This is a genomic window from Streptomyces sp. NPDC059003 (assembly GCF_042740445.1).
Classification (GTDB): Bacteria; Actinomycetota; Actinomycetes; order Streptomycetales; family Streptomycetaceae; genus Streptomyces.
This window is the reverse complement of record NZ_JBHYJH010000029.1, coordinates 45,394-70,476: the sequence shown is the minus strand read 5'-3', so window position 1 is coordinate 70,476 and position 25,083 is coordinate 45,394. Positions and strand designations below refer to the sequence as shown.

The window sequence follows — 25,083 nt, the reverse complement described above, 5'->3', positions numbered from 1 at the left end:
CTCCGGCGTTTGAGGAGCGGGGGTCTGGGGGCGGAGCCCCCAGTTCGGGAAGGGGCGGGATTGGGGAGCCCCCGGCAGGGCACCGGCCTCAGCCCTTGACCGCGCCGCCCAACGCGAACCCCCCGCCCAAACGCCGCGCGATCAGCACGTACAGCAGGATGACCGGCGTCGAGTAGATGACGGAGAACGCGGCCAACTGCCCGTAGACGATGGCGCCCTTGCTGCCGAAGAAGTCGTTGATGCTCACGGCGGCGGGCATCTGGTCGGGGGACAGCAGGAGCATGAAGGGGACGAAGAAGTTGCCCCACATCATGACGAAGGAGAAGACGGTCACCACGGCGACGCCGGGGCCCATCAGGGGGAGCAGGATGCGGATCAGGGACTGGAGGGGGGACGCGCCGTCGGTCCAGGCGGCCTCCTCCAGCTCCTTGGGCACGCCGTCCATGAAGTTCTTCATCAGCCAGATGGCGAACGGGAGTTGGGACGCCGCGAAGAAGAAGATCGTGCCCTGCATCGTGTCGATTAGGTCGACGCGTACGAAGAGCGCGTACACCGGAACCATGATCGCCGTGATGGGCAGGCTCGTCGCGAAGAGGATCGTCAGCATGAAGGGGCGGTTGAGGCGGGAGCTGTAGCGCGACAGCGGATACGCGGCGAGGGCCGCCCCCACCACCGTGAGCAGCGTGCCGCCGCCGCACAGGATCAGACTGTTCAGCATCGGCGTGAAGGTGATCTCGTCGGTCAGGACCGCGTCGAAGTTGTCGAGCGTGATGCCGTCCGGGGTCTTCACGCCGACGTCGGCCTTGGGGTCGAGCGCGGAGAGGACCACCCAGGCGAGCGGCACCGCGAACGCCGCCGCCACCGCGAGCAGGCCGATGTTCGCCGCGAGCGCACGGCTTTGCGTACGGCGTGTGGACACTCAGACCTCCGTGCGCAGCAGACGCATGTAGACGAGCGAGAACAGGGAGCCCACGAGGAGCAGGAGCAGCGCCACCGCCGTGCCGTAGCCGATCATGCTCTTCTGGAAGGCCTGTTCGTACATGAACAGGGGGAGGGTCTGGCTGCGATTGCCGGGGCCGCCGCGCGTCATCACCCAGATCAGGCCGAAGACGGACAGCGTCTGGAGGGTGTTGAGCATCAGGTTGGTGCCGATGGAGCGGCGGATCATCGGGAGCGTGATGTGCCACATGCGGCGCCAGCCGCCCGCGCCGTCCACCTCGGCGGCCTCGGTGATCTCCTGCGGGATCTCGTTCAGGGCGGCGGAGTACACGAGCATCGAGAAGGCCGTGCCGCGCCACATGTTCGCGAACGACACCGCGAGGATGGGGAGGGTGAACAGCCAGTTCTGGGAGGGGAGATGGAGGAGGTCGAGGATCGCGTTGAGGGTGCCGTCGCGCCGGAAGAAGGCGTAGAGCAGAAAGCCCGCCACCACCTCCGGGATCACCCAGGCCGCGATCACGACCGCCCCCGTGAGCGTGCGCACCGGCTTCGACGCCCGCCGCATCAGGCTCGCCAGGGCCAGGCCCAGCGTGTTCTGGCCGACGATCGACGACAGGAACGTGAAGACGAGCGTCAGCCAGACCGCGTTGACGAAGTCCTCGTCGTCGAAGGCCGTGCGGAAGTTCTCGAACCCGACGAAGCTCTCGTGCGCCTGCCCGGTCAGCTGGAGGTCCGTGAACGCGATGTACGCGCAGTAGCCGATGGGGCCCGCGAGGAACAGCAGCATCAGGACGACGGCGGGCGAGACGGGCAGGGCCCGGACCAGGGAGCGGGCGAGGCGTCTGCGGCCCCGCGGCGCCGTCACCGCTCGATCACCTTGCCGTCCGTCACGGACTCGACCTCCTCGTCGTACCCTCGTGCCGCCTTGTCCACGGAGCCGTCACCGGTGGTGACCTGCTCCATCGCCTCCTGCATCGCGGTGGACACCTTGGGGTAGGCGGGGAAGGCCGGGCGGTAGTGCGTCGACGCCACCAGATCGGTGAAGAACTTGATGCCGGGCTGCGCCTTCACGTACGAGGGGTCCTTCGCGACGTCCTCGCGGACCGAGATGCCGGAGTTCGCGATGTACCACTTCTTCGCGTTCTCCTTGGTCTGCATGGTCTCGATGAACTCGAAGGCGAGGTCGGCGTTGCCCGCCTTCGCCGGGATCGCCCAGGTCCAGCCGCCCGACATGCTCACCTTGCCGGGCGCCTGGCCGGTTTGCGTGGGCATGTACGCGAGCCCCAACTCCTTGGACCAGTCCGGCCATTCGTGGCCCGAGCCCTTGAGCCAGTCCTGCGGCAGCCAGGAGCCGTCGAGGTTGATGGCGAGCTTGCCCTTGGGCAGGAAGTCGCCGCGCACCCGCGTGGCCATGTTCGGGTCGAGGGCGTCCTCGACGTCCGGGCCGAGCTTCTCCTTGTAGACGGTCTCCACGAACTTCAGCGAGTCCTTGAAGCCCTTGCCGCCCACGACCCACTTCTTCGCCTTCGGGTCGTACAGCGGGTCCTTGCCCGTCCCGTACAGCAGCATCTCCATGCCCTGCATGGCCGACGTCTCGCCGCCGGGCTTGCCCGTGTACACGTTCAACGGGACGGCGTCCGGGACCTTCTCCTTGACGGTCCGGGCCGCGTCGAGGATCTCGTCCCAGTTCTTCGGCTGCCAGTCCTGCGGCAGGCCCGCCTTCTTGAAGATGTCCTTGCTGAACCACAGGCCGCGCGTGTCCGTGCCGTCCGGCACGCCGTACGTCTTGCCGTCCTCACCGCGCGCCGCCGTCTTGGCCGTGTCGATGAACTTCGGCCACTCCTGCCACTTCTCCAGGTAGGGGTCGAGCGGCTTCAAGTACCCGCTGGTGATGTCCGAGTTGATGAGGAAGGTGTCCTCGTAGACCAGGTCGGGCGCGGTCTTCGGGGACCGCATCATCTGCTGGACCTTCGTGTAGTACTCGGCGTCCGGCGCCTTGATCGGCACCAGCTTCACCTTCTTGCCCGGGTGGTCCTTCTCGAACTGCTTCTTCATCGACTCCAGGAACGTGTCCATGACGCGGATCTTGTTGTCCATGGACTGCTTGTACGACACCTTCACGGTGTCCGGGTCGTCGCCGGAGCCGCCGCCGCAGGCGGTGAGGGCGGAGGCGGCGAGTACGGTGGCCAGGAGTACGGGGGTGGTTGCTGTGGGGCGCACGGCACGACCTCCTACGGAGCGGCTGCTGCCGGTGAACGTAAGCGGTTGCTGTCGGGAGGGTCAATGCCCGTGCAGGAGGGCGCGGCTGCGCGGCCCCCCAATCCCGCCCCTTCCCGAACTGGGGCTCCGCCCCAGACCCCGCTCCTCAAACGCCGGAGGGGCTAAAAATCTCGCCGGTGCGGCAGAAGTTTTAGCCCGTCCGGCGTTTGAGGACGAGCGCGAAGCGCGATGAGCGGGGGTCCAGGGGGCGCAGCCCCCTGGTTCGGGAAGGGGCGGGTCTGGGGCGCCCCGCGAGGGCTACACCCCCGCCTTCTCCATCACCACCGGCCCCCGCCCCCCGGAATCCTCCGCCTCGTCATCCAGCAGCGTCCGCTCATCGAACGGAAGCTTGCCGTCGAGGACAAGGGAGACCCGCTCCCGGTCGACCTCCTTCGTCCACGTACCGATCAGCAGCGTCGCCACCGCGTTACCCGCGAAGTTCGTCAGCGCCCGAGCCTCACTCATGAAGCGGTCGACGCCGATGATCAGCCCGACCCCGTCGACCAGCGCGGGCTTGTGCGACTGCAGGCCGCTCGCCAGGACGGCGATGCCGGACCCGGAAACACCCGCCGCGCCCTTGGACGCGATCATCATGAACAGCAGCAGCGAGATCTGCTCGCCCACCCCGAGCGGCTGATCCATCGCGTCGGCGATGAACAGCGACGCCATCGTCAGATAGATCATCGTGCCGTCGAGGTTGAAGGAGTACCCGGTCGGCACGGTGATGCCGACGACGGGCCGGCTCACCCCGAGGTGCTCCATCTTCGCGATCAGACGCGGCAGCGCGGACTCCGAGGACGACGTGGACAGGATGAGCAGGAACTCCCGGCCCAGATACTTCAGCAGCTTGAAGAGGTTGACCCCCGCCACCACCCGCACCAGCGTGCCGAGCACGAGCACGATGAACAGCGCGCACGTCACGTAGAAGCCGATCATGATCGTGGCCAGCGCCCGCAAGGCATCCGTACCGGTCTCGCCGACCACGGCGGCCATCGCGCCGAACGCCCCGATCGGCGCCGCCCACATGATCATGCCGAGGACGCGGAAGACCAGCTTCTGGATGTGCTGCACGCCCCGCAGGACCGGCTCGCCCGTCCTGCCCATCGCCTGGAGGGCGAAGCCGACGAGGAGGGCCACGAGCAGGGTCTGGAGGACCTCGCCCTTGGTGAAGGCGGAGACCATCGTGGTCGGGATGATGCCGAGCGCGAAGTCGACCAGGCCCTCGTCCGCGCTCTTGGCGGCGGTGTGCCCCGCGCCCTTGACCGACTCGGTCAGGTCCATGCCGGAGCCGGGGTGCAGGATGTTGCCGACGACCAGGCCGATGGCCAGCGCGACCACGGACATGCAGACGAAGTAGCCGAGCGCGAGCCCGCCCACCTTGCCGACCTTCGCGGCCTGCCGGACCGAACCCACGCCGAGCACGATCGTGCAGAAGATGATCGGCGAGATCATCATCTTGATCAGGTTCACGAAGCCGGTGCCGAGCGGCTTGAGCTCCTTGGCGAAGTCCGGCGCGATGAAGCCGACCGCGATGCCGATGAGTACGGCCGCGATGACGGCGATGTAGAGGTAGTGGGTACGGTCACGCTTCACGGGTGGGGTGCCGGTCCCGGCGGCCTCCGCCGCCGTACGTCCATCTGCCACGGGTGCCTCCTTGGGCGACTACGACCACTGCGTCCTCGCGAGTCGTGCGGCTCACGTCCTGGCGATTCCGGGTGACTATCTCCCGGTGTGTGAGGCGGGTCACCCTTGCGTTCATTGAGTTCGCGCGGACGGTGCTCCTGGGGGCGTACGCGTTGTCCACCGGTCGCTTTAGGCCAGGCGCGCGGGGCGCGGCAGACTGGCAGCATGCCCCAGGCCCCCCGCCCACCCCTGCGCAAGCGCGGCCCGCTCGGCCCCCGCGGCCCCCGCAGCCTCGCCGGTCAGCTCTTCGCCATGCAGGTGGTCCTCGTGGCGGTGGTGGTGGCCGGATGTGCCCTGTTCACGTATCTCAGCGACCGGCACCAGGCGGAGGAGGCGGCGCGCAGACAGGCCACGGCGGCCGCCCGCGCGGTGGCGGACGCCCCGTCGGTACGGGCGGCGATCCGCGAGGCGGACCCCACGGCGAAGCTCCAGCCGTACGCGTCCCGGGTGCAGCGCGACACCGGCGTCGCCTTCGTCACGATCATGGACCGGCGCGGGATCCGCTGGACCCACCCCGACCCGGACCGGATCGGCGAGCGCTTCCTCGGCCACACCGCGGAGGCGCTGCGCGGCCAGACCTTCACCGAGACCTACACCGGCACCCTCGGCCCGTCGGTCCGCGTGGTCACGCCCGTCCGCGACGGGGGCCGGATCGTCGGCCTGGTCAGCGCGGGCATCACCATCGACGAGATCAGCGCCAAGGCGCGCGAGCAGCTGGTGCCGCTGCTCGGCGTCGCGGCCGGGGCGCTGGTGCTCGGCGCCGTGGGTACGTACGTCATCAACGCGCGTCTGCGCCGCAGCACCCACGGCATGAACGCCGCCGAGCTCAGCCGCATGCACGACTACCACGAGGCCGCGCTGCACGCCGTGCGCGAAGGGCTGCTCATGCTCGACGGGCAGCGGCGCGTCGCCCTCGCCAACGACGGCGCCCGCGAACTGCTCGGCGCCCCCGAAGGCGTCGTGGGGCGCGCCGTCACCGACCTCGGCCTGCCCGCGCCGCTCACCGGCGCGCTCCTGGACACCCGGCCGCGCGTGGACGAGGTGCACCTGACGGCCGACCGGGTGCTCGTCGTCAACACCTCGCCGGTGTCGGGCGGCGACCGCAAGGGCACCGTGGTGACCCTGCGCGACCACACCGAACTCCAGTCCCTGACCGGTGAGTTGAACTCCGAGCGCGGCTTCACGCGCGCCCTGCGCTCCCAGGCCCACGAGGCCGCGAACCGGCTGCACACCGTCGTGTCCCTCATCGAGCTGGGCCGCGCGGACGAGGCGGTCGAGTTCGCCACGGCCGAGCTGGAGCTGGCCCAGGCCCTCACCGACCAGGTCGTCGCGGCCGTCAGCGAACCGGTCCTCGCGGCCCTCCTCCTGGGCAAGGCCGCCCAGGCCAACGAGCACGGCGTGGAGCTCGTCGTCTCGGCCGACACCGGCATCGACGACGGCATGCTCCCGCCGACGCTGCCCGCCCGCGACCTGGTCACGATCCTCGGCAACCTGATCGACAACGCCCTCGACGCGGCGCAGGGCTCGGCGTCGCCGCGCGTCACGGTGACCGTCCGCGCGGAGTCCGACGGCCTGCTCCTGCGCGTCACCGACACGGGTCCCGGCGTGCCGCCCGCCCACCGGGACGCGGTCTTCACGCGGGGCTGGTCGACGAAGTCCCCCGACGGCAGGGGCCTCGGACTCGCCCTCGCCCACCAGGCGGCGACGCGCAACGGCGGCACACTGACCCTCACGGAGCGGGACGGCGGCGGCGCGCGGTTCACGGCGCGCCTGCCTCTCACCGCCACGACCGGCGGTCAGGCCGACAGACAGACCGGCGGAAAGGCCAGCGGATGACTCAGCACCCCTTGATCCGGGTCCTCGTCGTCGAGGACGACCCCGTCGCGGCCGACGCCCACGTCCTGTACGTCAACCGGGTGCCCGGCTTCGAGGCGGCGGCCACGGCGCACACGGCCGCGGAGGCCCGCCGCACGCTCGACCGCACCCCCATCGACCTGATCCTCCTCGACCTCAACCTGCCCGACGGCCACGGTCTCGCCCTCGCGCGGTCGTTGCGTGCCGCGGGGCACAAGGCCGACGTCATCGCCGTGACGTCGGCCCGTGACCTGGCGGTCGTGCGCGAAGGGGTGTCGCTCGGGTTCATCCAGTACGTCCTGAAGCCGTTCACCTTCGCGACCCTGCGGGATCGGCTCACCCGCTACGCGGAGTTCCGCGGCGCGGCGGGGGAGGCCAGTGGGCAGGACGAGGTGGACCGGGCGCTCGCGACGCTGCGGGCGCCCGCGCCGGCGACGCTGCCCAAGGGGCTCAGCGGCCCCACCCTGGAGCGGGTGACGCGGACGCTCCAGGACGCGGCGGCGGATGGCCTCACGGCCGCGGTCGCCGCCGACGCGGCGGGGCTTTCCCGGATCACGGCGCGGCGCTACCTGGAACACCTGGTCACCACGGGGCGCGCCACGCGCAGCCCTCAGTACGGTCACGTGGGTCGGCCTGAGCTTGTGTATCGGTGGTTGCTGGCGGAGTGAGGGCCGGACGGGCCGGAAGATCCAACTCTGATGCGGATTTGTTGTGTCACGTTCCGTCAGAAATGCGTGAGAGGGCTCACTTTATGGAAATTTGAACCTTCTTTGGGTTCGGGTTAGCGTCTTGATCGCCCGATCCCGGCGGTTCTGACCAAACCGCTGGAGTAAGTCGATGCGCGGGGGGAGGCCCGGCGAAGCCATCCGGTTTCGCAGGCCACGATGCATCACCGGGCCTCACCCTCGTGCGCCTGAAACGCACTAAGGACTGTACGTGAACCGCAAAGCTCTGCGCATGCGCACGACTGTGATCTCCGCTGTTGTGGCGGGAGCTGTCGCCGTCGCCGGTGCCGGTACCGCACACGCCGCCGACGCCGTCGCCGAGAAGGCGGCGGTCGCCCAGAGCGCTCCGCTCAAGGCCGACGCGCTCCGCCTGCTCGCAGGCGACGCAGGACAGTTGGAAGAACTCGGTACCGAGGACGAAGTCCTCGTCGGGGTCGAGGAACTCTTCACCACGATCAGTGAAATCCCCGACAGCGTCCTGGCCCAGGGCGAAGAGGCCACCCAGGCGTGGCTGGAGAAGAAGGTCGCAGGCACCGACGCCGGCGGCGCAGTGCTGTACGCCTTCAGCATGGGCGGCTGCGCGAAGGGCATCCTCCAGGCCATCGGGTCCAACATCTTCGCCGTCGCCAAGATCTACAAGATGAAGAAGGCCATCGACAAGCTCGGCGGCATCAAGAAGGTCATCAACAAGATCCGCGACAAGAAGAAGAAGGGCAAGACCTTCAAGAAGGGCATCACGGAGGTCTTCGAAGAAGCCGGTGCGGGTCTGGGTGCTATCGCCATCGGCATGCTGGGAGTCGACGGCGTCATCAAGAACTGCTGGTAGGGAAAGGTCGCAATGGAGATCATCGCAGCCGCCCTGCGCTGGGTTTTCCTCGGCGCGGGCGTCGCCCTCATGGCGGCCTTCCTCGTCGCAGCCGTGCGCAAGCGCCGCCGTGGAACGCGTTTCGGAGAACTCGTCGAGTTCATGGAACGTGAGTGGTTCAGCGCGGGCAAGGTGTTCTTCACCATGATCGTAGGTCTGGCGGGGTCGTGGTCCGCGGCCTACGTGGGCGGAACGCGGGCCGGCGTGGACGAGTCCGCCGCGATCCTGTTCCCCCTGGGCATCGTCGCCGCGTTCGCCGTGTGCCGACTGGCCGCCGAGGACGACGGTCGTGCCATGCGGACGAAGCTCGTGGCACTCGTCGCCGTACCGCTGGCGCTCGGAACTGTCATGACAGGCTGGTAACCAGCACTCGCCGGTGGGCTCCCGTGCTGTGCGCGGGAGCCCACCGGCGCAAGACCGCCGAGGCTCGCCATGAGTTCCTAGTAGCGTTCGATCTCTTCGCCGTCCGGGGTCTTGTAGCAGCCCGACACGAGGTCCAGGCTCAGCATCGGCGGGTCGTTCTTCGACATTTTGATGATGTTGACGCTGACCTTCTTCCTGTCGTTGTCAGCGGTCAGGTTGATGTTCTTGTTCTTGCTGGTGTCCGGCCCGTATTCGACGATCTTCCAGCCGTGCTTGGGCAGTTCCCTCTTGAGCCGTGCCATCGCTTCGTCGAGGTCGCTCGCCGAGGCGGGGGTGAAGCTCCAGGGATGGAAGATGCGGAAGTACTTCTTCGAGTCCTTGCCCGAGCAGTCCGAGACTCCCGGCTGGTTGTCGGACGCCTTTCCCTTCACGCCGATCAGGTCGTAGATACCGCTCGAGACCTTCTTCATCGCGTCGGAGGCGTCACGCGAGGTGCTCGTCCCTGCGGACGGGACGCCATCGTTCTTGTCGTCGGTCATGCTGCATCCGGTGAGGGTCGTGAGTACAAGGGGCACGGCGAGCACGGCGGCACGCGTTGTGGTCTTCACGTCTGGGGTCTCCTACTTCGCACGCCGTACTTCTTCACTCGCCAAGGGATCGGGTGGCGGCTTCAACTTCACGTCGTCCTCCTTCCCGACCACCACAAGGGCCTGGTTCTGCAGGCTTCTGGAGCCCTCGTCCCAGTAACCGCTATGGCCTTCCGTGTCCGTGGTCATCTGGTTGGCGCCGAACTTCTCGTCGCTGGGGATGACGAAGCCGTCCCCGCCGTGTCCGTAGCGGCCGAGGTCCGGGACCACGTCTCCCTTGGCCTCCTCGTTCCACACATGGCCCTTGGGAACGTCCATCTCGTCGGCGCCCGACACCTTGACGCCGGGGCTGCCCGCGAAGACGACGTCATCGGCGTTGAGATCCCCGGTCTGGGCCGCCGCGCCGACAAGCGTCGTGCCGTACGAATGGCCGATCACGGTGCGGTGGGGTGCCGCGTCGCCGGTGTGTGACGTTTCGAGGCCGTCCAGGAAGCGGTTGAACGCCGGCGCGCCGTCGTACGCGTAGTGCTCGAACGGCGCGTCCTTGACGACGGAGTCGGGGGCGTCGTATCCGAGCCAGGTGATGGTCGAGACGGACTTCCCGTCGGCTTTGGCGTCCGCCGATTGCCACACGTTGACCGAGCGGTTGATGTCCCCCTCGACCTTGCCGAGTTCCGCCGTCGTCCCCGGGACGTAGACCGCCTGATGATCCGCCGTATCCGGATTCCCGTTGGCGAGGATCGCGCGGCCGTCGCCCTCCGTGCTGAAGCCCAGCAAATACGCCTCGGGGAGGCCCTTCGTGCCGGTCTGGTCGAAGCGCTTCTGGATCGCGTCCATGCCGTCGAGGGACTTGTGGGCGTTCTTGCGGGCCTCTTCCCACTCCTTCCACGCCACGCTGTCGACCTTGACGTTCTTCATGATCGTGCCGGTCATGGGGTTGATGTAGCTCGTGAGGCGGGTGGGCTCGGGGTGTTTCTTCAGCCAGGCGTCGTACTCGACCTGCGCGGAACCTCGGGCCTCGGCGAGGACCATGCGGTTGGCCTCGTCGCGGACCGTGGAGGGGAGGCCGTCCAGGTTGCCGACGGAGTTGGGGCGCATGGCGATCCACGCGGCCTTCTGGTCGGCGTCGAGGCCCTTCCACCACTCCGCGTTGGCCTTCGGGTCGCCCTTCCCGGGCGGCTGCGGCATCGAGTCCAGGTAGTCCTTGCCCGCCGCCTTCACACCCTTGGTGTCCGACGCGGCGTCGGCCCAGTCGCGGTCGCTGACGGTCAGGTCGTCGTCGGCCTTCAGGGCCTGGAGCTTCGGGGCCCACTTCGTGTCGGCCTCCGTCGCCTCCTTGAGGGCCGTCGCGATCGTGTCCGCGCAGTCCTGGGCGAGGCGGGCCTTGGGATTGGGGTTGAAGTTGGCCGCCTGGCGGCCGACGGCGGACGCGGTGTCGTCCGTCAGGCCGGTGGCCTTGCCGCCCTCCGGCGTCTTGCCGTCCTTGTCCTTCTCGCCGCCCGGCGGATAGCTGACCGAGCCGTCCGCGTGCACGGTCAGGCCGCCCGCCTTGGCGTCCGCCAGGGCGCCGTCCAGCTTCTTCTTGGCCGCTTCCATCTCGTACGAGAACGCGTCCAGGGCCGAGCTGACCAGGCCGCACTCCGTTTGGATGTAGTGGAAGTTCTTTGCCAGTTCCATTAACTGGTCGATCGCCGCTGTCGCCGCCTTGCCCTTCAGGGACTTTCGCATGGCCGTGGCGATCTGGTTCGTCACGCGGTCCTGGGCCGCGCGCGCCATGTCCGAGGTGCGGCGGTAGCCGTTGGCCGCCTCCCCGTACTCGGTCGGCTTGAGGGCCTTGAGTGTCGCAAGATCCATGACGTGCGACTACCGCCCCTTGCCCTGGCCGCCGATGGCGGGCGTGTCGCTGTAGGCCACCTTCAGGTTGCCGATCTCGACCATTATGGCCTCATCGGTCTTCATCTGGTCGCTGCCGACCTTCTCAAGGAGGCCCGCGAGCCTGCCGCAGCGCCCGCTGACCTTCTTCACGTAGCCCTCCCAGGAGGTGTGGACCTCCTTCTGGGCGGCGGCCGTTCGGCAGCCGCTGTCCGAACCCAGGCCGTTCTGCCCGTCGTTCAGTGCTGAGACGGCCTTGCCGATGGACTCGCGGAACGAGCGGACCTCGTGGCCCGCCTTGTTCCAGGCCGCCTTGTTCGACACGAGCGTGCCGGAGTCGCCCCCGGTCGATGGCTCTGTCTGGTTCAGTTGCATTTGCGTTGAGTGCCGCGCGACCGCGTCGGCCTTGAGCTGCTCCCACTCCTCCCACGCCATGCGTGCTCCTCCCCGTGTCACGTGCCGTGTCGCCAGGCGATCTGTGTGCCACCGCAACGTCGCGGTGATCGACTTGTACGGTACGGCGTCCTCGGGTGTGCCCGCTGGGTTTCGGTCACTACGGTGAGGGGGTGGGGGGATCCAGAGGGCTGCGGTGGGCGCTCGGCAGTGGGGTCGTGGTGCTGGTCGCCGGGTGCGGCTGGGCGGCCCTGTCCGTGTGGCGGAACGGTGCGATGGAGTCGCAGGACGTCGCGGGCGTGCTCGGGTTGCCGCTCGGCATCTTCAGCGCGTTGGTCGGCGCCGTCGTCGGCCTGAGCGCGCTGCGGCTCCAACAGGCGGCCGACGCCCGCGCGGTCGCCCTCGACCGACTCGCCCGCGCCGTCCAGGACGTGGAGGTCGCCGAGCGCACCCACATGCTGGGCACCGGCGCGCACCTCATCGATCTGCCGGTGGACGTGACCCCACGGCGCGGTGGCGCCGAGCCGTCCGGACGGCAGCGGCTCTCCGACGTGGCCGCCTGGTACTGCGCCGCGCCCGGCCGCCTCGTCGTCACGGGGGAGCCCGGCGCCGGGAAGACCGTCCTCGCGGTGCACCTCGTCGTACGGCTTCTCGATGTGCGGGCGGAGACGGACCCGGTGCCGGTCCGGCTCGCCATTCGTGACCTGCCCCCGGCGCGGACCCGGCGCCGCTGGTGGGGGCGCCGGCGGACCGTCGGCGGCTTCGAGCGGTGGCTCAAGGACAGCCTCGTCAAGGCGTACGAGGTGCCGGGCGCGGCCGCCGCCGATCTGGTCGCGCGGCGGCTCGTCGTCCCCGTCCTCGACGGGCTCGACGAGATGGACCCCGACGACGCGCGGCCCGACCGCGCGAGCGACGCCCTCGCCGAGCTCAACGCCTACCAGTCCGTGGGCGGCAGCGCGCCCCTCGTCCTCACCTGCCGCGAGCGGCGGTACGAGGAACTGTCCGCGCGGCACGCCTGGTTGCGCGAGGCGGCGCGGCTGCGGATCGGTGGCGTCGACGCCGATCAGGCCCGTCAGTACGTCGATCTCCGCTCCGACGGCCGGAGTTCACCGATGGACGCGGTCGTGGACGCGATGCGGGACGGCGCCGTGGCCGAGGCGTTGAGCTCGCCGTTCTATCTGGGCCTCGCGTTCGCCGTGTACGGGGAGCCGACGGCGCCGCCACCCGCCGCGGGCGCCTCGGCCGCCGAGATCCGCGAGCAGCTGCTCGCGCGCTACGTTCCGGCGGCCACGCGGTCCGCCAACGCGGCGGTGCGGCAGGCGCGGAAGAGTCTCTCCGGTGGTCGGTCGGTGTGGGGGAGGGAGCGGGAGTACGAGGCGGATTCCGTGCGGCGGTGGCTGGGGCGGATGGCCGGGGCGGCGGAGCGCGGGGGCGTGACGCTCGGGCGGGTGGTCGGGGGGAGGGTGACCGGGGTCGTCTCGGTGGTGGCCGTCGCGTCGGCCGTCGTCGCCGCTCTGTGCGTCGTGCCCATGGTGCGCGGGCTCGTGCCCGAGGGTTGGTGGGTCCGGCATGGGGGCCTGTTTGAGCCGCTGTCGGTGGTGGGGCCGGTGGCACTGGGCGCGGCCTTCCTGTCATGGGCGTTGCTGTGCGAGGACTCTCCCCTCGGGTCGTCGGAGCGGGTGCGCCAGCCGCGCCCGCGGTGGCCGGAACAGCTGCGCAAGGTCCTGCGATGGGGCGTGCTGCTCACGGCGATCACGGGGCTCCTCGTGCTCGGCGCCGCGGCCCGGTTCAGCGACGCGTACGCGGCGGTGTCACCGGAGACCTGGTACGTGTTCGGGATCGTGGCGGCGCTGGGCGGGGGCTTGGCCTACGCCGTGGACGAGCCCTTCGACGTGTACACCAGCGGACGCGGCCTGTTCGGTTGCGTGGCGCTACCCGTGCCGATCTGGGCGGCGGCCTGGACCGCTGAGGAGACCGGTGCCGGGGTGTGGAACGTCGGCCTGGTCGTGCTCCTCGCCGTTGCCGTGGTGCTGTGGCGCCGTGGCGTCCTGACGGCATTCGCGCTGCTGGGCGGGCTCTTGGCGGCCGGAGTCGGCGCGTCGCGCGGCAGCCTCACGCCCGACGGCGGCTTCGAGCCGGGTGCCGCGACGGGGGGCGCCGTGTTCTACGCCCTGGCGTGCGCATTCCTGGGGCCGGGCTCGGGGCCCCGCATCCTGGACGCCATTGGCCGCCTGTGGTCGCGGACCCCGTGGCCGACCTGGCTGGTCTCGCCCGTCGTGCTGTTCTTCATGGGCCTGGGCGGCGAGGCCCAGTTCGGTTTCGCCGGGGTCGTCTTCATCGTCGTTGCGTGCGGGTGCGCGGTGCTTGGCCTTGGCCTCGCACGGGGGCTCACGCCCTTGGTCGGCGCCGCGCTGGGCCGCGTGCCCCCGCGCCCCGGCGCGTTCCTGGCCTGGGCCTACCACGCGGGTCTGCTCCGCGTGGTAGGCGGCGCGTATCAGTTCCGCCATCGGGAGCTGCAGGAATGGCTGGACCGGAATCCCGGCTAGCGCCGGGCGTGCGCGACGAACGCCTTCCAGGCGGGGAGGCCGAGGAGGAGGGCGGGGCCGTCCGGGTTCTTGGAGTCGCGTATGCCGACGCCTCCGGCGGGGTGCGGGGTGAGGTCGGCGACTTCTATGCAGTTCTGGCCGGTGCCGTCGCTGTACGACGACTTGAACCAGGAGCTCTCAGGCACGGGCGGATGAGTAGGCACGGTTACTGCTCTCCTTCTAACTGGCGCAGGAACTGCGGGGTGTCCTCCGGTGGCAGGGCCGATGCTGCCATGGCGTCGAATCGCCGGATGAAGCGGTCAACCTCGCGACGCTTGTCCGACGTGTGGGTCGCACCCCAGGCGCTGTCGATCTGGACGCGGGCCGGTAGGCGATCGCCGAGGTCGAGGATGGCGAAGTCGCTGGTGGAGCGGTAGCCGTTACGGAAGGGGAGAACCTGGATGGTGATGTGCTCCCAGGACGACAAGTCCGCCAGTTTCTCGTACTGTTCGCGCATCACGTCGGCTCCTCCGACCGGATAGCGCAGGGCGGCCTCCCCGAGGATGGCGCGGAGCTTGACCGGGTTCTCCCGGGTGAGTACCTCTTGGCGCCGCATCCGGACTTCCAGGCTAGTGCGGACGAACTCCGAGGTCGTCTCCTCGATGGGTTTGTGGAGTTCGAGCAGCGCCCGCGCGTAGCGCTCCGTCTGGAGCAGCCCGTACACAAGCGTCGGATGGTACGCCCGCATGCTGCGCGCTTCGGGCTCCAGGCCGACGAATCCGGGCAGCCCTGCTGGCATGAGCCCACGGAACTGCGTCAGCCAATCCTGGCGCCCCGACTCCCGGTTGAGGTCGACCAGCTTCTCGATGATGTCCTCATCGGTGACTTCGCATTTGGCCAGCAGCTTCCGCAGGTCTCCCACGTTACGGAAGTTCAAGTCCCCATTCTCGATCCGCAGCAACGATGCCTCGGAGATCCGCAACCCCTGCACCGCTTGCTTCCGCGTAAGTCCGTAGGTCTCCCTCAACTGCCTTAGTTGGAGGCCGAGTTCTAGCCTCTGCCCGGTGCGTCCGCGCTTGGCGGCCATGTGCATCACCTGTGGTTCCTTGTGCGCCTGAGCTGGTATCGCATGCGGAGTGTGACACCTCGCGTACAGTCCGCGCAGGCCTTTGTGCACATTCGGGCATAGTCCAATTCTCACCTTTCTGAAATTTCAACGGAGTTCGATTGAAGTCGAACGCCGGGGCCCGCAACCGTAGTCCCATGACAAACCCCACCGCCCCACCCCCACCCTCCCCAGCCCTCCCCACCCACGACTGGTCCACCAGCTACCCCATGACCCCGACCGCCGCCCGTCTCTCCCGCATGCACACGCGCCGCAGGCTGACCTCCTGGCAATGGCAGGGCGACATCGACGACGCCGTACTCGTCGTCTCCGAGCTCGTCACCAACGCCGCGCGCCACGGCAAGGTGGTGGGCCACCACCTCTGGCTGCGCCTCGCCCTCGCCGAGGACGGCGGGCTCATCGTCGACGTGTCGGACCCGGTCCGGGAGTTCCCGGGGTTCGGGGGCGCGGCGCGGAGCGCTTCAGGGGAGGGTGGGCGGGGATTGGTCGTCGTACGTCAACTTGCCTACGACGTGGGCTGGTTCCTGCACCAGGACCAGGGCAAGACCATCCGCGCCCGCCTGCCCCGCAGGGGCCCCCGCAGGGGCTAGCCGAACCGCAGAATGCGGGGCGCAAACGTGCCCTCGGGGCCGCCCGCGCGGCTGACCGACCACACCTGTTCCGTGCCCGGTACGGGCGCCAGGCGGAACGACGACGACTCGCTCTCGCCGGCCACCGCAGGTTCGTCGTACCCGGTGAACGACTCGCCGTTCCAGGCGAGGAAGTCCGGTCCGGGGATGAGGGGCGGGTTGCTGCCCGGTGGGCCCCACTTCAGGGAGCGGGCCATCGCTACCCAGCCGAGGCCGCCGGACGCGGACGGAGTCAGCGAGGTGACCGAGCCGAAGTTGGTGGACATGGACACCGTCCCCCACGACTCGCCGTTGAAGCGGACGAGGAGCGGGGGAATCGGCTTGCCGGGCGGGCCGCCGATGAAACCGCCCGTGCCGCCCGCCCACACCTCGGTGGGCGAGACCGCGAGGATGCTGCCCACGGCGGCCCGCGGGAAGCCGTACACGATCGTCTGCTGCCACTCCTTGCCGTTCCAGTGGGAGACGGCCGCGCCCGAGCCGGTGGCGCCCGCGGCCCAGACGTCGTCGGCCGCCAGGACGTGCAGGCCGTACACGGATCCCGGCGGCACCGGCACGTCCTGCCAGCCGCGCCCGTCCCGGCGCAGCAGCACTTGGGCGCCGTCGCGCGTGCCGATCAGCCAGGTCTCGCCGCCGCCCGTGACGACCTTGGTCAGTTCGACGCCGCGCGGCGGCCGGGTGTCCGACCAGGCCTTGCCGTCGAAGCGGAGCAGACGGGCGCCGCCCGCCGCGTCGCGGCCGACCGCCCAGACCGCCGTCGGCGAGGTCGCGGCGATGGAGAGGAGCTCGCCCTGCCAGCCGACCCCGGACAGGCGCTGGCGGTGCCACGCGGTGCCGTCCCAGCGCAGGACCAGCGGGAAGCCCGGCGCCTCGCGGCCGACGGCGTCGGCGCCCACCGCCCACGCCCGGTCGGGACCGAACGCCACCGCCTCGTTGAGCCCGGCCTGCGGGCGCACGTCCGCCGGGACCGGAACGTGCTGCCAGGCCGGGGCGTCCGTCGCCGCCGAGGCCGAGGACATCAGGCCCACGAGGGTCAGGGCGGCGGCGAGGGCCGCGGCGGAAAGTCTGCGTGCCAGGGGAAGTCGGCGTGCCATGGTCAGCCTCCCAGCCGCTCGCTCATCAGGTTCGGTTTCGAGCCGTAGATCTCGACCGTCCCGAAGGACAGCAGCGAGGATCCGGTCCTCGTCAGCGCACGCGGCTTCACGTCGATCGCGTTCGGGCGCTGCGGGCCGTACGAGAAGGTGGTGCGGGGGCCGTCCAGGCGCGCGTACTTCGACTGGAACGCGCGGTCGCTGCGCAGCGGCAGCCACAGCGCGCCGTCCGGGCCGCGCACCATGGACTCGGTGTAGGTGTCGCCCAGCGGCGGGTAACTGGTGCGCCAGGACTGCCCGTTGAAGGTCATCAGGTACGTGCGGGCCTTGCCGTCGGTGTACTGGCTGCCGCCGATCGTGGCCCGCCCGTTCCGTTCGAGCAGGATCGTGTGCACGTTGCTGTTCGACGGCAGCGGCACCTTCGCGTCCCGCCACGCCGTGCCGTCCCAGCGCAGGACGGTGGTCCCGGTGGTGGTGGACGCCCAGGCCCAGACGTCGGTGGCGGTACGCGCCTTGATCCCCATCAGGTACAGCACGCCGTCCGGCGTGGACTGCGCGGTCCAGCCGGAGCCGTCGTAGTGCAGCACCTTCAGGCCGGTGCTGTCCTCGCCGACCACCCACGCGGCACCGGGTACGGCGGTGAAGTCCTGGTACGTCCACAGGGTCTGCGGCAGTGGGACGGCGGTCCAGCCGGACGCCGACCGGCGCAGGATCTCGCCCTCCCCGGCGCGGTTGTGGAAGATCCACACCTCGTCGCCGACGAACTGCACCCTGCCGAGCCAGCCCTGCTCACCGGCCCCGGGGAAGCTCGTGTCCCGGCTCCACGCGGAGCCGTTCCACCGGTAGAGCATCGGCCGCAGTCCGTCGGTGACCTGCTCGTACCCGGTCGCCCACGCGTCGTCAGGACCGCGGGCGGCGAGGTCCTTCACGGTCACCGGCGGGGCCGCGGCGGGCACCGGCACGTCCGACCAGCTCGGCGCGGTGGCCGGTGTCACAACGGGCGACGCCACGGCGGTCGGCGACACCACCGCGACACACGCGATCACAAGGCAGACGACCACCGCACGCAGACCGTTCACGAGACCCCCACAGAACGCGAAGGCCGCACAAGGTATTGGCGTTCACCCGTCCGTGAACAGACGGCATCCGGCCGAACATGGCCCCCAGCGCGAGGTCAGTCCCGCGTCGACGCCACGTCGGCCACCAGCTCGGTCGCCTCCGTCATGGACATTCCGGCCGCGCTCAAGAACGTGACCGCCGCCGCGCGCCCCGCCTCCTCGCCCTCAAGGACGCCGTCGTTCACGGCCTCCATCAGGCTGAACACGATGCTTTCGAGGACGTACACGAGGGCTCGGGCCGACAGGGCCGTCGTGAAGTGGCCCTCGTCGATGGCCCGTTGGACCATCGCGGTGCCCGCCGCGTGCATGGGGGCGAGGCGTTCGCGGATGCCCTCCATGCTGACGGCCCGCTGGGCGAGGGAGAGCAGGAAGCGGTAGGGGGCGGTCACCCGCCAGACCCCGAGCATCGCGCCCGCGATGGCCCGCCGCGGGTCGTCGACGCCCTCGTACGCGGCGGCGTGCGCGGCCATCACCGACTCCACGGCCTCGTCCAGGAGCGCGGTGACCAGCGCGTCGCGGCTCGGGAAGTGGCCGTAGACCGTGCGGCGCACCACGCCGGCGGCGCGCGCGATCTGGTCCACGGACGCGTCCGGGTCCCGCGTCAGCTCGGCGAAGGCGACGTCGAGGATGCGGCGGCGGTTGGCGTCGGCGCGGCCGCCGGGGGCGGGTGCGGCCGTGGGGGCCCTCCGGCCGGTGGACGGCTTCGGCGGGTGCGTCGGCTGTGTCGGCTGCGTACGGGTCATGGAGGCATTCTGCCGCCCGCCCCATCACTTGCACACCACTGTGCAAATTGGCTGGCCGTCCGGTACATTGCACAGCGTCGTGCAATTGCACAGCAGTGTGCAAATACCCGAGGGGTGGACTCCGATGCCTTTGCTGATCAAGGAGCCGGTCGAGACGACGGATCGGCCGTACGCCCGCCGCTGGTGGGCGCTGCTCGTGCTCTGCCTGAGCCTGCTGATCGCCGTCATGGCGAACACGGCGCTCACGGTCGCGGCCCCCGACATGACCCGCGACCTCGACCTCAGCAGCTCCGACCTGCAGTGGGTCATCGACGCGTACACCGTCCCGTACGCCGCCCTGATGCTGCTGCTCGGCGCGATCGGGGACAAGTACAGCCGTCGCGGCGCCCTGGTCCTCGGGCTCGTCGTGCTCAGCGCGGGCGCGGGAGCGGGGGCCCTGTCCGACAGCGCGACCGCCGTCATCGTGGCGCGCGCGGTGATGGGTGTGGGCGCGGCCATGATCATGCCCGCGACGCTGTCCCTGCTCGCCGCGACCTTCCCGCGCGAGGAGCGGGCCAAGGCGATCACGCTGTGGGCGGCCACGTCCGGCGTCGCCATCGCCGCGGGCCCGCTGATCGCGGGCGCGCTCCTGGAGAACAACGGCTGGTCGTCGACGTTCCTCATCGACATCCCGGTGGCCGTCGTCGCCATCATCGGCGCCTTCGTCCTCGTACCGCCGTCGAAGGCCCCGGACGCCGGGCGCATCGACTACGTCGGCGGGCTGCTCTCCGTCGTGTGGATCGGGGCGCTCATCTACATGATCATCGAGGGGCCCGGGTTCGGCTGGGGCGCGAGCGCCGTCACGGCCGCCGTGATCGCCGCCGTCGGCCTCGTCCTCTTCGTCGTCTGGGAGCTGCGGCACCCGCGCCCCGTCCTGGACGTCCGCAAGTTCGCCGACCGCGGCTTCTCCGGCTCGAACCTGGCCGTGGCCATGTTCTTCGTCGCCGTCTTCGGCGCCTTCTACTTCCTCACCCAGCACCTCCAGTTCGTCCTCGGCTACAACCCGCTGGAAACCGGCATCCGCATGCTGCCGCTCGCGGGCGCCGTGTTCGTCGGCTCGGCCCTCACCGGCTTCCTCACGCCGAAGCTCGGCGCGAAGGTCATGGTCACGGCGGGCATGGTCGGCGGCACCACCGCCCTCGCCCTGCTCACGGCGACGGACGGCTCCTCCTCGTACGGGGACTTCGTTCCGTCGCTCGTTCTGCTCGGCCTGTCCCTCGGCTTCGCGGTCTCGCCCTGCACGGACGCGATCATGGGGGCGTTCCCCGAATCGGAGCTCGGCGTCGGCGGCGCGGTCAACGACACCTCGCTGGAACTCGGCGGCTCCCTCGGCATCGCCGTCCTCGGCTCGGTGCTCGCCACGTCGTACGCGGACGGGCTCGCGGAGGAGGCGGCGGGCAGCAAGCTCCCGGCGTCCGCCCTGGCGCAGGCGCAGGACTCGGTGGGCGCGGGCGGCGGCGTCGCCCAGGCCATCGGGGCGCAGGCCCGGGGGCTCGCCGAGCAGGCGGCGGGCGCCGAATCGCCCCGGAAGGCCGCGCAGCTGAAGGGCCAGGCCGCCGAACTCGCCCAGGGCGCCCAGGAGATGCGGCACGCCGTCGGCTCGTCGTTCTCCGACGCGGTCGCCCACACGAGCCTGGTCGGTGCGGTGATCCTCGGCGCGGGGACCGTCCTCGTCGCCCTGCTGCTGCCCCGCAAGGGGAAGGGCAGGACCGTCGAGGCGGCGCCCGAGGCCGTGCGGGACGCGGACCGGGAGCCGGTCGCCCACGGCTGACCCGCCCCCGGGGCGTCCGCGCGACGCCGGTCGGCTACTGTGGCCGACCGGCGTCTGACCAGCGCCGACGCTCGCCCGGTGACCCGGGGGGAAGGGGGACGGAGCATGGCCAAGCCGATGCGTGCCGCGATAGGCGACATGTGGATCACCTGTCACGTCTGCAAGAGCGACACGTTCCGCAACCGCGAGGTGAAGCTCAACAGCTCCGGCATGGAGCTGCTGAACCTGGCGTGGGCGAACGAGTCCGCGACCGGTCTGATCTGCTGGCGCTGCGGCTACGTCCACCTCTTCGTGAACCGCGAGCTGAAGCTGTACCGCGCCGACAAGTGAGGGCGGGCCTCACGGGGCGTACTTGAGGGTCCACTGCTGGTTCGGCAGGCCCTCGTTGTCGTAGATCACGACGGGCGTCTCGTTCACGCCGCCCCAGCCGCGGTCGGGCTCGAGGACACGGCCGAAGAGGTTCGAGATCGGCGCCGGGTCGGCCGAGTGCACCGGGTGCACGTACCAGAGCTGGTCCACGTTCGTGAAGCTGCGGTCGCAGTCCGACAGCCAGGTCGCCCAGCGGTTCGGGCCCTGCGCCCAGCCCGCGAGGCAGCGGCCGTCCCCGCGGGTCACCATGTGGTAGGCGCCGTTGCCGTCGGCGACCAGGTCCCAGAGCTGGTACGCCTCCGTGGTGCAGTTCCACACCCGCATGCGGTCGTCACCGCGCGGGAAGCCCATGCAGCGGCCCACGCCCTGGTTTCTGACCTGGAAGGGGCCGATCGCGCGGGTGCCGCGCGGGGCGGCGGCGTCGGCTGGTGCGCGGGACTCGGCCGACGCGCGGGACTTGGCCGGTGCGTGGGACTCGGCGGCGTCGACGCCTGGTGCGGCGACCGCGAGCGCGACGGCGGCCAGGGCGGTCGAGAGCACGGCGAGGCGGTGGTGCGGTGTCACGGGCATCCCCTGTTCGACGGTTCCCCCGAGGTCGCAGGAGCAGCGCCATGTTCCCGCGACGGGGTTCCCGCGAACGGGGGTTCGCCGGTCAAACGCCCCGATGGAGTGGCACGGGAGCCGCCCGGCGCCGTCCGCCCTCGCCCCGGTGCGCCGGTAATCGCGTTGACGCCGTCAATCCGCCCCCTCCACGCTGAAGGTCCAGAACTGCCGGACCAGCGGCAGGAGAACGGGGGAGTTGACGGCGCATGACCACACGCATCGTGTCCTCGTACGCGGGGGACGACGGGGACGGCGGCGGCGAGGAGGCGGAGCTCCAGCGCGTGAGCGATCTGTTCGCGCAGTTCATCGAGGCGGTGGCGGGGCGGCCGGGGAGCGACCGCGGGGGCGAGCGCGACCTCACCGCCCGCCTGCGCGCCCACCTCGGCATCGAGCCGGGCGAGGTCCCGGTGGTCAAGGCGGCGTACGCGCCCTACGACCACCCGAACGTGCACCTGGCCCTGGAGCGCTGGTTCACCGGCGCGCGGCGCTCGTACGAGCTCATCGGCATGACGGGCTCCGACCACCGCGGCCACTACACGCTCTCCGAGATCCTCGAATCCGCCGACCGCTACGACAAGTTCGTGATCGGCGCCGTCGACTACGCCCACCTGCCGGTCTCGGCGGACGCCGAACTCGCCTGCGTGTCCTTCGGGTTCTACCTGGGCGTGGAGCGCGACGCCGACGGCGGCGAGGAGCGCTATGTCGTCCTGCTCCGCGGCCCGAGCGACGAGTACGGCCACGAGAAGGTCCAGCTGGAAGTGCTCGCCGCGTCCCGTGACACCGCGAAGCGGCTGCTGGCCGGGGTGGACGCGCTGGTGCGCGAGCACAACATCTTCCGCGGGCAGGTGCTGTCCTTCGAGGGCTCGGCGTTCGGCGAGGGCCTCGGCCCGTTCCGCTTCCACCGCCGCCCGGACCTCACCCGCGACGGCATCGTCCTGCCGCCCGGCCTCCTCGACCGCGTCGAGCGGCAGGTCGTCGGCGTGGCCCGGCAGCGGGAACGGCTGCGCGCGGCCGGGCAGCACCTGCGCCGCGGCCTGCTCCTCTACGGCCCGCCCGGCACCGGCAAGACCCACACCATCCGCTACCTCCTCTCCGGCCTCGACGACTTCACGGTCGTCCTGCTCTCCGGTGTCACGATCGACGCCATCGGCCCGGCCTGCGCGCTCGCCCGGATGCTCCAGCCCGCCCTCGTCGTCCTGGAGGACTGCGACCTGATCGCGGAGGCGCGGGACTTCGGCGACGGCGAACAGCCGCTGCTCTTCCAGGTCCTGAACGAGATGGACGGCCTCGGCGACGACGCCGACGTCGCGTTCCTGCTCACCACCAACCGCGCCGACCTCCTTGAGCCAGCCCTGGTGCAGCGCCCGGGCCGCGTCGACCTGGCCGTCGAGATCCCCCTGCCCGACGCCGAGGGGCGCCGCCGCCTGCTCGCTCTGTACGGCGGTGGCCTGGGCCTCGACGCCCGGGTGACGGAGGAGGTCGTGGCCCGCACCGAGGGCACGACGGCGTCGTTCACGAAGGAGCTGGTCCGCCGCGCCGTCCTGATCGCGGCCGAGCGGGACGCGGACCGTACGGAGGCGGTGGACGTCCGGACGGCGGTGGACGAGCTGCTCTCGGACCGGGACGCGTTGACCCGGCGGCTGCTGGGGGTGCCGGGGGAGGGCCGCGTCCATGTCGACGACGACGTCGATGAGGACGAGGGCGTGGACGAGGACTGGGACGAGGGCGACGAGTGAGCGGGGTCAGAGGGACCAGAGGCGGATGGTCTTGTCCTGGCTTCCGCTGGCGAGGGCGGCGCCGTCCGGGCTGAACGCCACGGTGGTGACCGGGCCGGTGTGCCCGGTCAGAGAGCGCTGGAACTCGCCGGTGTCCACGTCCCACAGGCCGATCGACCGGTTGTGGTACGCCGTCGCGAGGAGGGCGCCATCGGGGCTGAACGCCATGGACAACGGCTTGTCGGCGTGGGCCTTCAACTGTCGGCGGACATCGCCGGTGCGCGTCTCCCAGAAGGTGATGACACCGTCGGCGTGACCGGTGGCCAGGATCCGCCCGTCCGGGCTGAACGCCAGCGTCGTGTGGTCGTGCTCCCTGGACAGCTTGCGGATCAGCTCGCCCGAAGGGACGTGCCACAGCCGGATGGACCTGCTGTTGCCGCCGACCGCCACGCTGTGGCCGCCCGGGCTGAACGCCACGGAGAGCACGTTGCCGCCGGAACAGCGCAGGGCGAAGCCGGGGGCGCTGCTGTGCACGTCCCAGAGCCGTACGACCCGCTCGTCCGCGCCGGTGGCGAGCATCCGGCCGTCCGGGCTGAACGCCACGCACGCGAGGGTCGAGAGCACGCCCGGCACCTTCAGCGTGCGGTGTGACATTCCGGTGTCCAGGTTCCAGAACTCGACCAGCCTGCTGCACGCGGTGACCAGCGTGCGCCCGTCCGGGCTGAACGCCACCGCGGCCGGCAGGGAGCTGTGCAGGCGGATCGGGACGCGCGGTTCGCCCGCGCGCAGGTCCCACAGGCGCACGTGCTTGTCGAGGCTCCCGCTGGCCAGGGTGCGGCCGTCCGGGCTGAACGCGACCGAGTGCACCGACTGGCGGTGCCCCGGCAGGATCTGGAACTGTTCGCGGGGGACGACCGGGTGGTAGGCGCCGGTTGTCAGGGGCGGGCCGATCGGCCGGGACGGTCCTGCGGGCCGGTGCGCCCCGGCTTCCGACAGCTCCTGCTCCAGCGCCGCCGCGTCCGGGCGGTCCCCCGGCTTCTTCGCGAGCAGCGCGAGGACCAGGTCCTCCAGGTGGAGCGGGAGGTCGGCCCGCAGCGCGCGCAGGCGCGGCGGGGGCTCCTCCACGTGCTGGCGCATCAGGCCGAAGATCGACGCGTCGGCGACGAACGGCGGGCGCCCGGTGAGCAGTTCGAACAGGACGCAGCCCAGGGAGTACAGGTCGGTGCGGGCGTCCACCTCCTCGGCGCGGCACTGCTCGGGCGACATGTAGAGGGGCGTGCCCACGACGCGGCCGGTCGTGGTGAGCGCGGACGTCGCGTCGGCGGTGCGGGCGAGGCCGAAGTCGCAGATCTTCAGCTGGTCCGCGGGCTGCACGAACAGGTTGCCCGGCTTCAGGTCCCGGTGGATCACCCCGCTGTCGTGCGCGGTGGCGAGCGCGTCGACGGTCTGGCGGGCGAGGGCAAGGACCCGCTCGACGGGGAGCCCGGCGGGGTGCTCGGCCATGAGGCGCGACAGGTCGCGGCCGCGCAGCAGCTCCATGACGATGAACAGGTACCCCTCGTGCCGGCCCGCGTCGTGCACCACCGTGATGCCCGGGTGCTGGAGCTTCGCGAGGATGGCCGCCTCCCGCTGGAAGCGCCGCTCCGCGCCCTCCCCGAACATCGTGGGCAGCACCTTGACGGCGACGTCCCGCCGCAGCAGCGAGGAGTCGCGGGCCAGCCACACCTCGCCCATGCCGCCCCGGCCGAGCAGCCGGTCGAGCCGGTACCGCTCCGCCAGCGTCACGCCGGACAGCTCCATCCGTACCCCCGCGCGTG

23 protein-coding genes are annotated in these 25,083 nt (G+C 70.7%); 9 read left to right on the top strand and 14 right to left on the bottom strand.

What is annotated here, in order from left to right; genetic code table 11:
- Positions 1-88 precede the first annotated feature (88 nt).
- The 4 genes from ACFWZ5_RS14065 to ACFWZ5_RS14050 form a co-directional block, all read right to left on the bottom strand.
- A complete protein-coding gene (locus ACFWZ5_RS14065) occupies positions 89-919 on the bottom strand; it encodes a carbohydrate ABC transporter permease (RefSeq protein ID WP_384806558.1) in 831 nt (276 codons plus the stop codon).
- Complete coding sequence (locus tag ACFWZ5_RS14060; protein WP_384806562.1) at positions 920-1,726, bottom strand: carbohydrate ABC transporter permease; 807 nt, start codon at positions 1,724-1,726, stop codon at positions 920-922. It lies immediately after the preceding gene.
- A gap of 74 nt (positions 1,727-1,800) precedes the next feature.
- Entirely contained in the window at positions 1,801-3,159 is a 1,359-nt protein-coding gene (locus ACFWZ5_RS14055; protein WP_384806560.1) for an extracellular solute-binding protein, read from the bottom strand.
- A 297-nt stretch (positions 3,160-3,456) separates the two neighbouring features.
- A complete protein-coding gene (locus ACFWZ5_RS14050; RefSeq protein ID WP_384805948.1) occupies positions 3,457-4,842 on the bottom strand; it encodes a cation:dicarboxylate symporter family transporter in 1,386 nt (461 codons plus the stop codon).
- 204 nt (positions 4,843-5,046) lie between these two features.
- On the opposite strand from ACFWZ5_RS14050, the gene ACFWZ5_RS14045 reads away from it, so the two are divergent.
- The 4 genes from ACFWZ5_RS14045 to ACFWZ5_RS14030 all read left to right on the top strand — a co-directional run bounded on the left by ACFWZ5_RS14045 (position 5,047) and on the right by ACFWZ5_RS14030 (position 8,688).
- Positions 5,047-6,717: an ATP-binding protein gene (locus tag ACFWZ5_RS14045; protein WP_384805947.1), complete on the top strand. Its 1,671-nt coding sequence runs from the start codon at positions 5,047-5,049 to the stop codon at positions 6,715-6,717.
- A complete protein-coding gene (locus ACFWZ5_RS14040) occupies positions 6,714-7,403 on the top strand; it encodes a response regulator (protein WP_384805945.1) in 690 nt (229 codons plus the stop codon). The genes ACFWZ5_RS14045 and ACFWZ5_RS14040 overlap by 4 nt, the downstream gene beginning before the upstream one ends.
- A gap of 289 nt (positions 7,404-7,692) precedes the next feature.
- Positions 7,693-8,286, top strand: coding sequence for a hypothetical protein (locus ACFWZ5_RS14035; protein ID WP_384805943.1), 594 nt, complete (start codon positions 7,693-7,695; stop codon positions 8,284-8,286).
- Positions 8,287-8,298: 12 nt separating this feature from the next.
- Positions 8,299-8,688: a hypothetical protein gene (locus ACFWZ5_RS14030; protein ID WP_384805941.1), complete on the top strand. Its 390-nt coding sequence runs from the start codon at positions 8,299-8,301 to the stop codon at positions 8,686-8,688.
- 77 nt (positions 8,689-8,765) lie between these two features.
- Here ACFWZ5_RS14030 and ACFWZ5_RS14025 read toward each other — a convergent pair whose 3' ends face one another.
- From ACFWZ5_RS14025 to ACFWZ5_RS14015, 3 genes are read right to left on the bottom strand one after another with little or no spacing between them, the layout of a single operon-like run.
- Positions 8,766-9,296 (bottom strand): hypothetical protein, encoded by a 531-nt coding sequence (locus ACFWZ5_RS14025; protein ID WP_384796728.1) that lies wholly within the window; start codon positions 9,294-9,296, stop codon positions 8,766-8,768.
- A 12-nt stretch (positions 9,297-9,308) separates the two neighbouring features.
- Positions 9,309-11,129, bottom strand: a complete 1,821-nt coding sequence (locus tag ACFWZ5_RS14020; RefSeq protein WP_384796725.1) for an alpha/beta hydrolase — start codon at positions 11,127-11,129, stop codon at positions 9,309-9,311.
- Positions 11,130-11,138: 9 nt separating this feature from the next.
- On the bottom strand, positions 11,139-11,582 hold the full coding sequence (locus ACFWZ5_RS14015; RefSeq protein WP_384796722.1) for a hypothetical protein: 444 nt from the start codon (positions 11,580-11,582) through the stop codon (positions 11,139-11,141).
- 131 nt (positions 11,583-11,713) lie between these two features.
- Between ACFWZ5_RS14015 and ACFWZ5_RS14010 the strand changes: the two genes are divergently transcribed.
- On the top strand, positions 11,714-14,086 hold the full coding sequence (locus tag ACFWZ5_RS14010; RefSeq protein ID WP_384796719.1) for an NACHT domain-containing protein: 2,373 nt from the start codon (positions 11,714-11,716) through the stop codon (positions 14,084-14,086).
- Here the strand turns inward: ACFWZ5_RS14010 and ACFWZ5_RS14005 are convergent.
- Together ACFWZ5_RS14005 and ACFWZ5_RS14000 are read right to left on the bottom strand one after the other, a co-directional pair.
- The gene (locus ACFWZ5_RS14005; RefSeq protein WP_384796716.1) at positions 14,083-14,271 is read right to left on the bottom strand and encodes a DUF397 domain-containing protein; all 189 of its coding nucleotides are present in this window, start codon (positions 14,269-14,271) and stop codon (positions 14,083-14,085) included. The genes ACFWZ5_RS14010 and ACFWZ5_RS14005 overlap by 4 nt on opposite strands.
- 20 nt (positions 14,272-14,291) lie before the next feature.
- Positions 14,292-15,152: a helix-turn-helix domain-containing protein gene (locus ACFWZ5_RS14000; protein WP_384796713.1), complete on the bottom strand. Its 861-nt coding sequence runs from the start codon at positions 15,150-15,152 to the stop codon at positions 14,292-14,294.
- 176 nt (positions 15,153-15,328) lie between these two features.
- Here ACFWZ5_RS14000 and ACFWZ5_RS13995 point away from each other — a divergent pair, with 176 nt between their 5' ends.
- Positions 15,329-15,781 carry an ATP-binding protein gene (locus tag ACFWZ5_RS13995; protein WP_384796710.1) on the top strand — a complete coding sequence of 151 codons (453 nt, stop codon included), beginning with the start codon at positions 15,329-15,331 and terminating at the stop codon, positions 15,779-15,781.
- Here ACFWZ5_RS13995 and ACFWZ5_RS13990 read toward each other — a convergent pair.
- The 3 genes from ACFWZ5_RS13990 to ACFWZ5_RS13980 form a co-directional block, all read right to left on the bottom strand.
- Positions 15,778-16,911 carry a hypothetical protein gene (locus ACFWZ5_RS13990; RefSeq protein WP_384796707.1) on the bottom strand — a complete coding sequence of 378 codons (1,134 nt, stop codon included), beginning with the start codon at positions 16,909-16,911 and terminating at the stop codon, positions 15,778-15,780. The genes ACFWZ5_RS13995 and ACFWZ5_RS13990 overlap by 4 nt on opposite strands.
- A 2-nt stretch (positions 16,912-16,913) precedes the next feature.
- On the bottom strand, positions 16,914-17,987 hold the full coding sequence (locus ACFWZ5_RS13985) for a hypothetical protein (protein ID WP_384796704.1): 1,074 nt from the start codon (positions 17,985-17,987) through the stop codon (positions 16,914-16,916).
- 95 nt (positions 17,988-18,082) lie between these two features.
- Positions 18,083-18,769: a TetR/AcrR family transcriptional regulator gene (locus ACFWZ5_RS13980; protein WP_384796701.1), complete on the bottom strand. Its 687-nt coding sequence runs from the start codon at positions 18,767-18,769 to the stop codon at positions 18,083-18,085.
- A gap of 124 nt (positions 18,770-18,893) precedes the next feature.
- Between ACFWZ5_RS13980 and ACFWZ5_RS13975 the strand changes: the two genes are divergently transcribed.
- Positions 18,894-20,579 (top strand): MFS transporter, encoded by a 1,686-nt coding sequence (locus ACFWZ5_RS13975; RefSeq protein WP_384796698.1) that lies wholly within the window; start codon positions 18,894-18,896, stop codon positions 20,577-20,579.
- Between the two features lie 105 nt (positions 20,580-20,684).
- Positions 20,685-20,909, top strand: a complete 225-nt coding sequence (locus ACFWZ5_RS13970) for a hypothetical protein (RefSeq protein ID WP_384796695.1) — start codon at positions 20,685-20,687, stop codon at positions 20,907-20,909.
- 9 nt (positions 20,910-20,918) lie between these two features.
- On the opposite strand, the gene ACFWZ5_RS13965 is transcribed toward ACFWZ5_RS13970, so the two are convergent.
- Entirely contained in the window at positions 20,919-21,512 is a 594-nt protein-coding gene (locus ACFWZ5_RS13965; protein ID WP_384796692.1) for an RICIN domain-containing protein, read from the bottom strand.
- 245 nt (positions 21,513-21,757) lie between these two features.
- Here ACFWZ5_RS13965 and ACFWZ5_RS13960 point away from each other — a divergent pair, with 245 nt between their 5' ends.
- Positions 21,758-23,287: an AAA family ATPase gene (locus ACFWZ5_RS13960; RefSeq protein WP_384796689.1), complete on the top strand. Its 1,530-nt coding sequence runs from the start codon at positions 21,758-21,760 to the stop codon at positions 23,285-23,287.
- A gap of 6 nt (positions 23,288-23,293) precedes the next feature.
- Here ACFWZ5_RS13960 and ACFWZ5_RS13955 read toward each other — a convergent pair whose 3' ends face one another.
- Positions 23,294-25,066 carry a WD40 repeat domain-containing serine/threonine protein kinase gene (locus ACFWZ5_RS13955; RefSeq protein ID WP_384796686.1) on the bottom strand — a complete coding sequence of 591 codons (1,773 nt, stop codon included), beginning with the start codon at positions 25,064-25,066 and terminating at the stop codon, positions 23,294-23,296.
- Between the last annotated feature and the right edge of the window lie 17 nt (positions 25,067-25,083).